This window comes from Dyadobacter sp. CY327 (assembly GCF_021390415.1).
In the GTDB taxonomy this organism is placed as follows: Bacteria; Bacteroidota; Bacteroidia; order Cytophagales; family Spirosomataceae; genus Dyadobacter; species Dyadobacter chenhuakuii.
Genome location: NZ_JAJUXJ010000006.1, coordinates 177,571 through 193,165 on the forward strand (window position 1 = coordinate 177,571; position 15,595 = coordinate 193,165).

At 45.2% G+C, this 15,595-nt stretch carries 9 protein-coding genes; 4 read left to right on the forward strand and 5 right to left on the reverse strand.

Features of this window, described 5'->3' with window-relative positions:
* Nucleotides 1–46: 46 nt before the first annotated feature.
* From LZG74_RS15890 to LZG74_RS15910, 5 genes are all read right to left on the reverse strand, one after another.
* A complete protein-coding gene (locus tag LZG74_RS15890) occupies nucleotides 47–2,578 on the reverse strand; it encodes a DNA translocase FtsK (RefSeq protein ID WP_233797526.1) in 2,532 nt (843 codons plus the stop codon).
* A gap of 34 nt (nucleotides 2,579–2,612) precedes the next feature.
* The gene (locus LZG74_RS15895) at nucleotides 2,613–3,644 is read right to left on the reverse strand and encodes a quinone-dependent dihydroorotate dehydrogenase (protein ID WP_233797527.1); all 1,032 of its coding nucleotides are present in this window, start codon (nucleotides 3,642–3,644) and stop codon (nucleotides 2,613–2,615) included.
* Between the two features lie 61 nt (nucleotides 3,645–3,705).
* Nucleotides 3,706–3,909 (reverse strand): hypothetical protein, encoded by a 204-nt coding sequence (locus tag LZG74_RS15900; RefSeq protein WP_233797528.1) that lies wholly within the window; start codon nucleotides 3,907–3,909, stop codon nucleotides 3,706–3,708.
* Between the two features lie 23 nt (nucleotides 3,910–3,932).
* Entirely contained in the window at nucleotides 3,933–4,277 is a 345-nt protein-coding gene (locus LZG74_RS15905) for a type II toxin-antitoxin system RelE/ParE family toxin (RefSeq protein ID WP_233797529.1), read from the reverse strand.
* Nucleotides 4,255–4,455, reverse strand: coding sequence for a hypothetical protein (locus tag LZG74_RS15910; protein WP_233797530.1), 201 nt, complete (start codon nucleotides 4,453–4,455; stop codon nucleotides 4,255–4,257). The genes LZG74_RS15905 and LZG74_RS15910 overlap by 23 nt, the downstream gene beginning before the upstream one ends.
* Before the next feature lie 264 nt (nucleotides 4,456–4,719).
* On the opposite strand from LZG74_RS15910, the gene LZG74_RS15915 reads away from it, so the two are divergent.
* The 4 genes from LZG74_RS15915 (at nucleotide 4,720) to LZG74_RS15930 (ending at nucleotide 15,587) form a co-directional block, all read left to right on the forward strand.
* A complete protein-coding gene (locus LZG74_RS15915; protein WP_233797531.1) occupies nucleotides 4,720–7,149 on the forward strand; it encodes a TonB-dependent receptor domain-containing protein in 2,430 nt (809 codons plus the stop codon).
* 283 nt (nucleotides 7,150–7,432) lie between these two features.
* Nucleotides 7,433–8,146: a hypothetical protein gene (locus LZG74_RS15920; protein WP_233797532.1), complete on the forward strand. Its 714-nt coding sequence runs from the start codon at nucleotides 7,433–7,435 to the stop codon at nucleotides 8,144–8,146.
* 81 nt (nucleotides 8,147–8,227) lie between these two features.
* The gene (locus tag LZG74_RS15925) at nucleotides 8,228–13,156 is read left to right on the forward strand and encodes a translocation/assembly module TamB domain-containing protein (protein ID WP_233797533.1); all 4,929 of its coding nucleotides are present in this window, start codon (nucleotides 8,228–8,230) and stop codon (nucleotides 13,154–13,156) included.
* A complete protein-coding gene (locus LZG74_RS15930; RefSeq protein ID WP_233797534.1) occupies nucleotides 13,146–15,587 on the forward strand; it encodes a BamA/TamA family outer membrane protein in 2,442 nt (813 codons plus the stop codon). The genes LZG74_RS15925 and LZG74_RS15930 overlap by 11 nt, the downstream gene beginning before the upstream one ends.
* The last annotated feature ends 8 nt before the right edge of the window (nucleotides 15,588–15,595 follow it).

The window sequence follows — 15,595 nt, forward strand, 5'->3', positions numbered from 1 at the left end:
CCTGTTACAAATTTTAGACCAATTGCAATGAGGATGGTTTAACGGGCTAGAGTAAGCCTCTCACACGAAGATGTTCTTCCAGGCCGCTCAGATCGTGAAACATGACGTCGCGCGCCTTGCTTCCGGTGAACGGACCGACCACACCCAGTAATTCGAGCTGGTCCATGATCCTGCCTGCGCGGTTGTAGCCGAGTTTCATTTTGCGCTGGATCAACGACGTGCTCCCCTGCTGGTGTGTGACAATAAGCCTGGCGGCGTCTGGCAGTAATCCGTCAAAATCGTCGGGATTAAGGTCGGCTTTGCCTTCGGCTGCATCTTCGCCTTCATATTCCGGCAGTGCATAAGCATCGTCGTAGCCTCGCTGTGCGCCGATAAATTCGCAGACGTCTTCAATTTCCCTCGTATCGATAAACGGACATTGTAAACGGATCACTTCCGAGTTGATCGCCAGCAGCATATCACCCTGTCCCACGAGCTGTTCGGCGCCACCCATATCAAGAATGGTGCGGGAGTCAATGCTGGACGTTACGCGGAATGATAAACGTGCGGGGAAGTTGGCCTTAATAAGACCGGTAATAACCTTAACAGAAGGACGTTGCGTAGCAACAACCAGGTGAATTCCCACTGCACGGGCAAGCTGCGCAAGTCGGGCAATCGGCGTTTCCACCTCCTTACCAGCTGTCATCATCAAGTCGGCAAGCTCATCGATAACCAGGACAATGTAAGGCAGGAAGCGATGGCCTTTTTCAGGATTTAAACGCCTTTGGGCAAATTTTGCATTGTATTCTTTAAGGTTACGAACAGATGCTTCTTTGAGCAGATCGTAACGCGAATCCATTTCTATACATAATGAATTCAATGTAAAAATAACCTTTTTGGTATCGGTAATGATCGCTTCTTCCGCATTAGGCAGCTTTGCCAGGAAATGTCTTTCCAGCTTGTTGAATAATGTTAATTCAACCTTCTTGGGATCCACAAGCACAAATTTCAACTCGGCAGGATGCTTTTTATAAATCAGCGAAGCAAGGATCACATTCAATCCCACAGACTTTCCTTGTCCGGTTGCTCCGGCCATCAGTAAGTGAGGCATTTTCGCCAGATCGACGATATGGATGTCGTTGGAAATGGTTTTACCCAGCACAATCGGCAAATCGTAATTTGCCTTCATGAATTTGTCGCTGGACAAGACCGAACGGATAAAAACAGTCTCCCTGTTCTTGTTAGGCACTTCTATCCCAATGGTTCCCCGGCCGGGCATAGGAGCAATGATCCTGATCCCGAGCGCCGCAAGGCTCAAAGCAATGTCGCCTTCCAGGTTCTTGATTTTAGAAATCCTGACCCCGGCTTCCGGAATGATTTCGTATAATGTTACAGTAGGCCCGATTGTAGCTTTAATCTTCGAAATGTTGATCCCGTAACTTCCTAGCGTATCAACAATCCTCGTTTTATTACTTTCCAGCTCTTCCTGACTTACTTTTTCATGCTGGTTATCCACCGCATCATTCAGCAATCCTATGCTTGGAAACTGGTAAGTCGGCAGATCGAGCATTGGATCATACTGACCGAATTCGCGCAGAACCGTCGCATTAATGTCCTCATCTTCAAACGACTCCTCTGCCTGTCCGTTGGAATGATCCGTCGTGTCTTCCACTTCAAGTTCGAGTTTCAGCGGAGCAACCGGCGCCGGCGCCACAGGAGCGACAGGCGCAGCCGGAATGATAATGGGGGCCACATCAGGAACAACCTCGACTTTTGAAACCGTTTCCAACTCAACCGTCTCTTTTACAGGCTCTTTTTCCTCAAATTCTTCATCGTCATATGTATCATTGACAACGGACGTAAAAGTTCTTTCCTCAGCCACAACCTTTTCCTCCGATCCGGGTGCTACATTATTTTCTTTCGCCTCAGGCACAACGTCCGGTCTTGCATTTTTCAACTGCCAGGCTTCATAGGCTGATTTCGCATCGTAAAAGAAAACAGCGAAAACGAACATGGCGAAAATGATCGGGATAACGCTTCCCCATTTCAGCCAGTCGAAGAGCACGACGTTAATTGTGTAACCTATGCCGCCCGAAACAAAGCTTAATGTGTTTTCCTTATCGCTCATCAGCACCACATAGCCCATCATGACACTCAGCCATAATGTAAAGAAAATCACTTCCTTAGTAGTTCGGGTCAATGATAAAAGTTCCTTTCCAAAAGCCATTTTCCAGCCTGCAATGAATGGCACAAGCGGAAGCAAAAGTGCGCCTACGCCAAACCATCTGTACACGAAAAAATGAGAGACAACTGCTCCGAGCACGCCAAAAAAGTTGCGCGTCTGGCGCCCTGCGTCGCGGATGGATTCATGGCCCAGGCCATCGATCACGCTCTGGTCCGAAAGGCCGGTGATAATGTATGAAAGGAAAGAAATTTCCATGATCAGCCCCAGCACGATGAAAAAGGTGCCCCAGGCCAAAATATTCTTTGGATTGGAAAAAATATGGTTCCAATCTAACGATATGCGAAAGCCTGGACTGGATGTTTCTTCTGTTGTTTTCGGGCGCTGAGTATTTCCCCTTAGCTTATTTACTGACATTTATCTTCAATTCTTGGGATGCGTGTATCAACTCTTATCTTCTGACCAGCGATTTGCAAATGCTTTTCACCAAACCGGGCCCTTCATAAATAAAGCCTGTGTAAAGCTGCAACAGGCTTGCCCCTGCATTTTTCTTATCGATGGCGTCCTGCGCCGAGCCGATCCCTCCTACCCCAATAACCGGAAATGCGTGATTCGACTTATCACAAATGTAACGAATTACTTCCGTCGCACGGTGTGCAAGCGGCGCTCCGCTTAACCCGCCTGCTCCTGCATTTGCAATTTCCGCCTGACTTGTGCGCAGGTCCGCACGGCTGATCGTGGTGTTGGTAGCGATAACGCCCGCGATGCCGGTTTCTTTTACAATGTCAATAATATCATCGAGCTGGCTAAACGTCAGGTCCGGTGCAATCTTTAAAAATATAGGTTTGGGATTAAATTTTTCGGTGTTCTTTTTTTGGAGCTCGCGGAGCAGCTCTGTAAGCGGCCCTTTTTCCTGCAAGTCGCGGAGCCCAGGCGTATTGGGCGAGCTTACATTGACAACAAAATAGTCTACCACATCAAACAATTGTCTGAAACAGATCAAATAATCGTCCAGCGCCTGCTCGTTCGGGGTATCTTTATTTTTTCCGATATTTCCTCCTACCAGGATCTTTGATTTGCGGTTTGCGAGCTTGGCAGCAGCAACTGCGGCACCTTTGTTATTAAAACCCATCCTGTTAATGAGCGCTTTATCTTTTTTTAGCCTGAATAATCTTGGCTTCTGATTTCCAGGCTGAGGCCGCGGCGTAACCGTTCCGATTTCGATAAAACCAAAGCCTAATGCTTCCAGCTCGTCGACCATTTCCGCATTTTTATCAAAACCGGCCGCTAGTCCCACCGGGTTACGAAATTTCAGTCCGGCCACTTCCTGAACCAGGTCAGGGTGATCGAAAGTATAAAGTGATCTTAAAATTTGGGGTCCAAAAGGGATTTTAAAAGCGAACCGCAGCAGTTCGCAGACAAAATAATGGATGCGTTCAGCATCGAACAGGAAAAGTATAGGGGAAATAAGAATTTTATACATCCTGCAAAAATATGATCTTTCAGAAGAAGCCTCAGTCGGTTGCAGGATTTTTATTTGTTAACTAAATCCATTCTGGTTTTTTTATTGTGAGTGTGCGGGGAGCTCCTTTGGGTTTGACCAATCCTAAAAACTCATCCATTTTTGTTTTATTTTCAAAAAAAGTTACAAACCGCTGTGCCGGACTCTCTTTCATACCATCAAGCATCGCCTGGAAATAAGGTTCGCTTTTATCATTATAGAAAGTGATTACTCTTTTCTTTTCCATCTGTCCTATAGTAAATAGTGATATCATAGCACAAGTAATTCCTTTAACAGCTGTTTCACGTAAGCGTCCGTTACATTTTCTTTTTCGGATTTGTCGAAGATAGTCAGTAAGTAAATACGCTGACGGGTAACTCTAACGTAAGTAATCAGTCTCCCGCCTCCGCTTTTCCCCTTCCCTTTGCTCTTGATGGCGAAACGGAGCTTGTAACAATTTTTGAAAACCTCGTTGCCTGCTGTTGGATTGCTAAGAAGCGTTTCTGATAACGCTACGATGTCAGACTGTATCGAAGGGTACTTTTTTAACAGTTTTTTGAAATCCTTTTGAAAATGTGGGGTTGCAATGATCTCATAGCCCATTGAGGAATTCATCTAATGTTGTAGCTTTCAATTTGCCATTCTCGATTTGCTTTGCCTCTTCAAATCCAGTTTTAATGCTGGAGGCTATTTCAAAAGCTTCAAGCTTTCGCTCAACCTCTTGCCAGTCCTTCAGTGGTAACTGGACAGCGGTGACCTTACCTTTCGAGTTTGATACAAATTGTACGTTCATAGTGCTGATGTTGAATTTGATTAGGTAAAGATCGAAACATTAATTTCTATAACAAACTAGCAATAGCCAACTCTCAAACGCCGAACCTATAGTATTCTTAATTTTTTTATAATTTTATGTAATTAATCAGATAAGGCGCGCGTTACAAATGTTCCTGCCTGGATGGACCGGTTAACTTTTCGTGAACCCGGTTTTATCCAAAACACACGCCTCGCTGACCTTTTAAATAACTTAACTCCTAATAAAAATCTAAAACCTATACCCGTGAAAAGAACTCCGTTTCTTCATTTCCTCGCTCTGTTATTAATAAATCTTCCCCTCTTTACTTCGGCTAATGTCATTGCGAATCCTATTATTGGTTCAAAAAACGTGTACGTAGACGGTGGCAAACTGGTGGGGAAAATTATCGAATCCCCAAGCAATGCGGGCGTCAGCTTTGCGACGGTTGCGCTGCTTATGTCGAAAGACTCGGCGCTGGTCGGCGGGAGCGTTGCGGATGAAAACGGCGTTTTTACAATCGCTAATGTGACACCTGGGAAATATGTTTTGCGGGTGACCAATATGGGTTACCAAACATTATTTGTCCCCAATATCAACGTTTCGGCAGAAGCTAACCTGCTCGACCTGGGTAATGTAACGATTCTGCCGGCCGCACAAAAGCTGAATGAGGTGATTGTGAAAGGGGAAAAGAGCATGATCGTGGATGACATCGACAAGAAGATCGTCAACATTGGCAAGGATATGCTGGCAACCAGCAACAATGTAAGTGACCTGCTCGAAAAAGTGCCTGCGGTTTCACTGGACGAAAACGGAAATCCGCAAGTACGGGGCAAAGGAAATGTGGTGGTGCTGATCGACGGCAAACCTTCGAACCTATATGGCAGCGACCTTCCTACCATTCTGCAATCTTTCCCGGCAAACCTCATCGAGCGCATTGACGTAATGACAACGCCATCCGCAAAATACGAGGGCGAAGGCGCATCTGGTGTTATTGATATTATTACAAAAAAGACAAAAATAAGGGGCACAAATGGCGGCTTGCGCGCAAGCCTTGGCAATAGAAACAACAATAATGCATCCGGTAACCTGAGCTATCGCCTGGGGAAACTTGGCTTAAATGCATCATTAAGCGGACAAACCAGGAATATGACCTGGAAAAGAAACCTGAGCCGCGATAACTTCATCTCCGACAACACTTCGCATCTTGAACAAACAGGAACAGGCCGTAACAAGGGTAAAAATGCATTTGGCCGCATTGGTGTGAATTATGACTTCAATGATAAAAATTCCATGGAGCTGGGCGTGAATTACTCCCGCGACCAGAGCCGTAATAGCAGCAATTTGCTAAACGAAACAACTTTTTCGTCGGGTAATGCAGCGGAAGTTTTCAAACGCCTGAACAACAGCAAAGGAAATGGCGAAAATTTGAATTTCAGTTTCGATTACCGCAAGAAATTCGATGAAAAGGATCATCAGCTGACATTCACAACCAGCTATTCGCTGGGAGAATCGGACGGGGAATCGTATTACAATCAGGAAAGTGAGATCGATAGTTTAATGCGTAATCAGCAGAACCTTCGTGACAACAAACGTCATTCATTGTTCCTGAACTCGGATTACACGTGGCCAATTACCAAAAAGGCAACATTGGAAGTGGGTTTGCGGTCGAGGATGAGCGCGAACGACAACACTAATTCCTTTTACAATATGTCAAAGGAAACGGGAAGCTTCGTTTTTGATCCCAACATCAGCAACGTGTTTGGCTACAAAGACGCGACTTATACAGGTTTTATGACCTTTTCACAAAAAACAGATCTTTGGGGCATGCGCGCCGGACTGCGGGTGACGGATTACAACCAGGATATCAACCAAATCAGCATTAACCGTGCATTCAGCGTCCATTTCCTGACACTTGTACCAAGTCTCGCACTAACAAGAAAGCTTGGCGAATCGGCGCAGTTGAAGCTGAATTACAGCCGTCGCGTACAGCGTCCGGAAGCGGATTGGCTTAATCCTTACACGGACGTTTCGGATCCGAGAAACATTCAATCCGGTAACCCTGCGCTGAAACCTGAGTTTACGCATAAAGCAGAAATGGGTTATTCCAATTACGAAGCAACTGGCGGCTGGGGACCTTCGCTGTTCATGGATTATTCCAACAATGCCATCACCCGCATCAGGACCATTGACGAGACCGGCATTTCCCTCACACAATTTGCCAATGTAGGCCGCGAGCTTTCTTACGGGCTGGAGACTGATTTTTCTCAAACCATTTTTGAAATCCTGAAAATCAATGGCAGCGGCAGGATATACCGAAGCGAAGTTGTTTCCCAGGTCGCGCAAATTGACAACAGAACTTGGAGTTACTCGGGCAACCTGAACGCATTCGTGACGCTTCCGGCAGATTTCCGCGCATCAGCGTACATTAATTATGAAGGACCACGAGCCATTGCGCAAGGAACGCGTGAAGGTGTATTTGTCGCCAACATGGGTATTCGCAAGGAGCTTTTGGAAAAAAAGGCAACAATTTCATTTAATGTACAGGACATATTTTTGTCAAGAGCTTACAAAAGCCAGCTTAACACCGCCACGTATTCACAAAACTCGCTCTGGCAGCAAACCAACCGCCTCGTTAACCTGACTTTCCAATACAGGTTCGGTAAAATTTCTGCAAACGGAGGCGATGACGCCTGATTAACATGATAACCAGATAGCAAAAAGGGAAGAGCGGGCAACTCTTCCCTTTTTGCATTTTATGCCTGAGTTGTTAGATGAAATGGTTATTCTCTCAACAAATGACATCGATCCGTTGTAATTGCTGAGAATGGAATGGTTTTTGCAAATAACCCGGTGCAGTAGTGAAATAAATTCCTTTAATTAAACCCCGGACGCTTTACCTGATCTAACATAACGAAAAGCATATTGTTTTTCCCAAGTCGGACTTGTGACACGTTATTCATACAAAACAACCATTGACATGAAAAAATCATTGAACATGCTATCTGCACTGCTGCTGACCTCCTTCCTATCCTTTGGACAGCAGGTGCCCGCCGATTCCGTTTTTTCCAAGTTTTATAAAGCCACCGGCGGGAAAGCCCTGTGGGACGGTGTGAAGACACTCAATCTGAAAAGAAGCTATACTGCAGCCTCAGCGGCTCCCTATGATGCGAATGTGACAGTTTCTATTCCGGACCAGTCTATCAGCAAATCAAAAACCATCATGAAACGCAGCTTCGTTTATACTGTAAAGGGGAATGAAGGCTGGATCAAGGTGCCGATCGGACAAAGAACGGATGTAAAAGACCTTAGCCAGGCGGAACAGCAAAACATGCGCTGGGAAATGTATGAGGTGCTTGCGCCATTTGTAGATTATAAAAACAGAGGTTTGATCGCCACAACTGTGGGCATCGAAACATTGAACAGTGTTCCGGTTACACAAGTGGAATTGCAGGGTAAAGGTGTGAAATATAATCTCTATTTTGATTCGAAAACAGGGCTTTTGCAACGTGTGCGGAAGAACCTGGCGGGTGTGGAAACAACCACCGATTTATCGAATTATGCCAAATCGGCTTACGGGATCTCCTATCCTACAAAACTGGTCGAAATCAACAGTTTAGAAAAAAAGCCGGTGACTATCGTTTCATCTGCCACCATTAATGGACAGGTTAGCCCGGAATTATTTAGACGATAACCCTGGTGCTGGCTTGAATTTTATAGCACACCGTTACTTAGCTCACCCGGGCCCGATATGGGCCGGGCATAACAGAAGAGAATGAAGAAAGCACTAAAAGTATTTGCAATTGTTATTCTGGCGATATTGATCCTGGTTGGTGTTTTGATTTGGGGTATTCAAACGCCTTTTGGACAAAACTTCCTAACAAATCAGGCCAACTCATATCTTCGGAAGAAGCTCAAAACAAAGGTTAATATTGAAAAAGTGCGTTTCGACGTCCCGGATTGGATCCTGTTAGAGGGCGTTTACTTTGAAGATAAACAAGGCGATACATTGGTTGCCGGTAAAAGACTTTATGTTGATCTCGACATGTACAGCCTCATTAAGGGCAATGTCGGGATCAATAAAGTTGAGCTTGAAGGCATTAATGCCAACATTACCAGGGTTTTACCCGACACCGTTTTCAACTTCCAGTTTATTGTAGATGCATTTGCCAGCGCCGATACAACGGTCGTGGAGGATACAACCTCCAGTCCTCTGGAAATGCGGCTGGACCAGATTTCACTGAAAAATGTGCGCCTCTCCTACCGCGACGCGGTTACCGGAACGGACGCATTGGCCAATATTGATTCAGCGCACGTCCGTTTTGATAAATTCAATCCAACCCTTTCCCAATATCATCCCGCCAAACTTGCATTGCTGGGCAGTGAAGTGAAGCTGAGAATGTATCAGCCTTTAAAAACCGAGACTACACCCGAAACCGTTCCTGATCCGGCTGATTCCCTGGACATTAAGGTCGGGGACATTGATATAAGAGAATTCAAATGGCTTTTTGAGGATGAGGTTGGCGGCCTGAAAAACGGCGTTACGGTCGGCAAGCTGGACGGACATGTGAACAACATTTACATGGGAAGCCAGTATGTGGATGTCCGCAACCTGAATCTGGAAAAAATGTCGTTATATGCTGAATTTTCTAAAAAGGCAAAACCAGAGGCTAAAAAAGATACAACTACAGAAGAACCGGCAACGCCTGGTTGGAATGTTAAAGTAGGCGACATTAAGCTTGTTAATAACGACCTGCGTTACGACGATTTCAACACACCTGCGCAACCCAAAGGACTGGATTTTGCGCATTTGGATGTAAAAAACCTGAATATAGATTTACAAAATTTCATTTTCTCTCCTGAAAACATTGCGGGTTCGCTTAAATCGGGTTCTTTCCAGGAAAAAAGTGGATTTAAGTTGCAGGAATTCAGGACCAATTTCAAATATGGCTCTCAGGAAACTTACCTGCGCAATTTGTATGTAAAAACACCTAACACGCTCCTCAGGGACGAATTAAGCCTTCGATATAAAAACCTTGACGAACTGGCGAAAGACATTGCCAATGTAAAAATCAAACTCCGGCTCACCGACAGCCGCGTTGCTTTCGCGGATATCTTATTGCTGGTGCCCGATCTTGCCAAAACTCCGCCATTCAGCAAAGAACCTAACGGAATGCTGAAAGGGTCTGGTCTGGTAACCGGGTCTGTGGATGATATGCTTATTTCAAAAGCACGTTTCAGTATGCTGGGTGGAACTGTTCTGGCACTTGACGGACGCATTAAGGGCTTGCCCGATGCGAACAAGCTGGCGATGGACATGACAATCAATGAGCTTTCTTCTACAAAAAGTGATTTGATGAAAATGCTGCCGGATAGCGCAGTGCCGGCCAGCATCGAACTTCCCGAAGACATCAAGATCACCGGGAAAGTAAAAGGTTCGATGGAGGACATTACGATGACAACCACCATCAACACTTCTTTCGGAACGGGAACATTCTCCGGTAACCTCAAAAACATTACAGATAGCATCAGGGCGCAGTATAACGGCACGCTGGCGTTCAATGATTTTGATCTGGGCAAAATGATGAAGCAGCCGCCCCAGGAAATGGGCAAGTTGACACTCAGGACAGATCTGGCAGGTGTGGGTTATGCGCCCAAAACCATGAAGGCGCAGCTGGATGGAACTGTGGCCAGCGCAGACATTAAGGGATACGTTTACAACAACCTGACATTAAAAGGTGATGTCGACAACGGCATGGCGAATGTGAAGGCATCGATGAACGATCAGAACATTGATGTGGACCTTACCGCACAAGCTGACCTTTCCAAAGAATATCCTTCCGTTAAGGCGGATGTGTCCATTGACAAGCTTGATTTGACAGCTTTGAACCTTTATGCCGATTCGCTGCAGATCAAGGGAGATATTAAAGTGGATATGCCATCCACAAATCCCGAAAATCCTTTGGGAACCATTGATATCAACGATTTTACGTTCACACATCACCGCAGGCCGATCACTCTGGACTCCGTTAATGTACAATTGACCGATTCATCCGGACAGCGCCAGGCTACCATTCAATCTCCTTTTCTGAAAGCAGAAATGAAGGGTGATTTTGTATACACCGAAATTGCGGATGCATTGCTGACCGAAGTTGGCAAACATTTCAAAGCGCCAAACATTACTTATAATCCGGTTACCAAGCCGGTTAATTTCACGCTTGATGCAACATTGCGGAATCACCCGCTGATCACGACATTTGTTCCGGCGCTGAAAGAAATGAATGACATCCAGTTTAAAGCCAAACTGGATAACCAGCAGGATTCTTCTATCGTGGCGCGGCTGACGATTCCCATGGTGAACTACGACAGCATTCAGACAGAGCGGGTTTCTGTTGATTTTAGTAATACCAATGAAAATGCAGCTTTAAATGCCAATGTTGGGTTGGTTAACACCGGAAGTTTAAGGATCCAGAATGCATCATTAGAAAGCAAAATCGTTGATAATAATGTCAAATTCGATTTTATAGTAAGGGATTCGGTAAATACGGAACGCCATGCGATCCTTGGTGACCTGGCCATTGCGGATAACCGTTACAGACTTAACCTACGTGAAGGTTTGCTTTTGAATTATTTAAAATGGGAAACAGACACTGCCGGATATATTTCTTACGCGCCAGACAGTTTGTATATCAAAAACTTTGTCATCAAAAGCAAAGATCAATCCCTAACCATTAACTCCACATCCGAAGCACCAAACAGTCCGCTGGACATTGCGCTGGCAAACATTTCTATCGGTCCGATGATCGGCATTGCAACGCGCGACTCAACATTAGCGACAGGGATACTGAATGGGAAAATCCTTTTGAGTGATTATATGAAGGCGCCGGTTTACACAGGCGAACTGACCATCGACAGCCTTGCTGTAACGCAAATCCCGGTTGGTAACCTCGCATTAAAATCGACAAACGAGACTGAAAACCTGATCCGGGTGGATATGTCTCTTACTAACGGGCAGAATAACATGACCCTGGACGGAAGCTATAATCTGAAATCGGAAAGCCCGATGGATTTCAAGCTGGACCTGAAACAACTCAGCGCCCAGACGATCGAAGCATTCAGTTTTGGTGAATTGAAAAAAGCAACCGGAAATTTAACCGGGAATATTGCCATCACAGGCGCCACGGACAGCCCTAAGCTGAACGGAGCGATAAACTTCAATGATGTAGCTTTCAATGCAACGCAACTGGGTTCGCGATATTCGCTTGCCAACCAAAAAATCCTGTTTAACGGGCAAAACATCAACTTTAATAACTTCACTATTGCTGATTCAACCAACCAGCAAATGAAGATCAACGGGAATGTGAACATTGCCAACATTCCGGACGTGGGTTACAACCTGAATATTGATGCAAAGAATTTCAATGTTTTGAATTCTACGCAGAAACAGAATGAACTGTTTTTCGGGAAAGCAAATATTGATGCGGACTTAAGCGTAAAGGGAACAGGCACCAAGTCTGTTATAGATGGCAGCATAAAAGTGGATCCGGGCAGCGACATTACGTTTGTCCTTCCTAATGAAGCCACTGAGGCAGGGGATGCGTCAAAAGGCATCATTGAGTTTGTGGATATGAGTGATTCCACTCAGGTTGCAGTTGCAGATTCAGCCGCCGCTAAAATGACGACCGTTGATTTCGCATCCCAAATTTCCCTGGATATCGACGTTGATGACAAGTCGGAATTTACGGTTGTGATTGACGAGTTGAATGGCGATAATATCCGGTTAAAAGGAAATGCCCAGCTCAACACGGGTATTGCGCCAAACGGGCAGCTTTTCATGCTCGGTTCTTATGATGTGACCGAAGGTTCCTATGACCTGACATTGCAGATTCTGAAACGGAAATTTGAGATAATCAAAGGCAGTAACCTGTTGTGGACGGGTGACGTAATGAACGCTCAATTGAACATTACGGCGGGTTACACAGTGGAGGTCGATCCGGGCTCAATCAGTTCGAAATTCCAGGGTGCCAGCAAAGTCCCTATTCAGGTCCAGGTGGTCATTACAGGAAACCTGACCACACCAAACATCACGTTTAACATTGTGCCCGATGAAACGATTGACAAGCAAGTAACAAACGAACTTACCAGTCAGGTTTTTTGGGAAGAAATGAAGAACAATCCGTCTGAAATGAATAAGCAGGCGTTTGCGCTGTTGATCACCAATAAATTTATCACAGACCAATCGTCACCTGGTTTTAATCTTGGGTCGAGTGCCGAAGCGGTGGCCCGCCAGAGCGTAAGTCAGCTTTTGAGCGATCAGCTAAACAACTTAGCCTCCGATCTGGTAAAAGGCGTGGACTTGGATATCGGCGTGAACTCAACGGCTGACCAGACAACCGGCGCACGCACCGACCTAAACCTCGGTTTGAGCAAAGCATTCCTGAATGACCGCCTTAAAATTTCAGTTGGTAAAAACTTTGAAATTGAAAGCCAGAGCAATTCCGCTGCTTCCAATGAGGTTTTCGACAACATTGCGCTCGATTATGCGATCACGAGAGACGGCCGCTACTTATTCCGGGCGTTCCGAAAAAACCAATATCAATCCATTTTGGAAGGTTTCATTATTGAAACAGGGGTGAGTTTTATTGTAACGGCAGATTACGACCTGCTGCGTGAATTTTTCCAAAGGCAAAAAAATGAGAAATAGTGTATTAGGCATATTGGTTCTTCTGGTGACACTGAGCAGCTGTTCAGTGAATAAATACATTCCCGAAGGCCAAAGTCTCTATGTAGGTAGTAAAGTGAAGGTGCAAGCGGATACCATCACTAAACCCAGTGTTATGGGGATAGCATCAGAGCTGGAAGCAATTGTGAAACCGCCGCCTAATAAAACGCTATTGGGTTTCCCTTGGAAAGTGTGGTGGTGGTATTTTATCGGTGAACCGAAAGATGAAGGTGGCTTACGCAGCTGGTTTCGCAATAAACTTGGAGAGCAGCCCAAATTTGCTACGCAGCGCGTTGCCGACATTAATGCAGCCAATATGGTTTCTCACCTGGATAATGAAGCCTACTATCGCTCCAAGGCAACCGGCAAGCTGGTGCCAAGCAAGAAAGAAAAACGCAGGACGGCCATTTACGAGTTTGACGCTTATGTGATGCCTCGTTATGTAATGAATGAGATCAATTATGTGGTCCGGGACAGTTCGCTGTTCAACCGTGATCTTATCATCGCCAAACAAAAAACCCTTTTGAAAAAAGGCGAACCGCCGCGTTTGGAGGTGATCTCCACAGAAAGAAGCCGGATTGACCTGGAATTAAAAGGAAAGGGCTATTATTTCTTCAACCCGGATTATCTGATCATCAAAGTTGATTCCACCATTGGAAAAAGGGATTCAACACTGGCACCGCAGCAGGTTAACATCTTCCTGGAAGTAAAACCGCAAACAGCGCAGACGTCGTTGAAACAATATTTTATAAACAAAATTTATGTTAACACAGGAAGCCAGGAAAGTCTCCTCGCTGACACAACAGCCGCTCCTGAACCTCGTCGCCGCGGGCTAAACATCAAAGACCCGGGGAATTTATACAAAAAACGAATCTTTTATGACGCCATCGGTTTCCGGAGAGGGAATATGTATACCAATACAATGCATAATGTATCCCTGCAACGATTGGTCAACCTGCAAAACTTCAAATTTGTAAAAAACCAATTCGACCTTGTCCCCAGATCCGATTCAGCATTGCTGGATGTGCGTTATGATTTGGAACCATTGAAGAAAAAGGCATTGCAAACGACCATTAGCGCCAGTACGAAGTCGAACAACCTGGGCGGTTCCCAGCTGGATGTGGCCTGGCGGAATAGAAATACATTCAAAGGAGCGGAAATGTTGGCTATAAAGGCATTTTTCGGATTTGACGTGCAACTGGGAGGAAACCGGGAGGCAAATCCTAACCGGATTGGCAATGAATACGTTCGCTACGGTATAGGTGCAGACTTATCGTTCCCACGATTTATTATTCCTTTCGTTAGAATACGGCCGGAGAAAAGCCAAGCGTTACCTAAAACTGTGCTTTCAGTAAATTATGAAAACCGGGTACAACGCGGACTTTATACAACCACCTCTATTCGTGGTGACTGGTCATACATTTGGAGCAAAAATTCAGAGGTTGTACACACATTAACCCCGATTTCGATTAACTATATTCAACCCAGGAAGGTTAATTCTGAAAAGTTGGCAGCCATCGGCTTTAGTCCCAACACAAATCCGATTGATTTCGAAAGGTTAATGAACTTGGTCGAACAAAAGTATTTTATTGCAGGATCTAATTATACCATATCTTATCGCCCGCAACCTAAACCATTCGGAAGAAATCAATTCGCATTTACAGGTGGGATTGATTACGGTGGTAACCTGCTAAGCCTTTTAGCTAAACATTCAAAGGATGATACGGCGAAAATATATGCGAAAGAATTCTTGAAAGTTCCTGTCTTTCAATATGTCAAGCTGGATGGTGACATCAGGTACTATCGCACCATAACACCTGGAATCAAGTGGGCTAACAGGCTTTTGTTAGGAGCAATTAAACCGTATGGCAATTCCAAAGATATGGCTACGCCGCAATTCAAACAGTATTTTGGCGGTGGTAGCACAGGTATAAGGGCTTTCCGTGCACGTGCGCTTGGTCCTGGTGCGTATACACCTGACACGGCAACAATCGCATTGATTGGTTATCAAAACTTTGCTGATATACGGATGGAATTTAATTCAGAACTTCGACTGAAATTCACAAACATCATTAATGGTGCAGTGTTTATGGATGCTGGAAACATCTGGTCATTCGGCAGCCCTGAAAGAGCCAGATATGACTCATCTGCACTCATCAGCAGCGATTTCCTGAAACAAATCGCCGTCGGCGGCGGGATTGGTTTACGTCTTGATTTCTCTTATTTGATATTCAGATTAGACATTGCGACGCCATTCAGAAAGCCTTGGTATACCAAAGAAATTGCCTCTCAAACACCGGAAGGCGAAGTTACCTATAAAAATCCCTGGGTTTTCAACGAAGTTAATTTCCGAAGCAAAGCGTGGAGACGGGAAAACCTGATCCTGAACATTGCCGTCGGGCTGCCGTTCTAATGTAACGG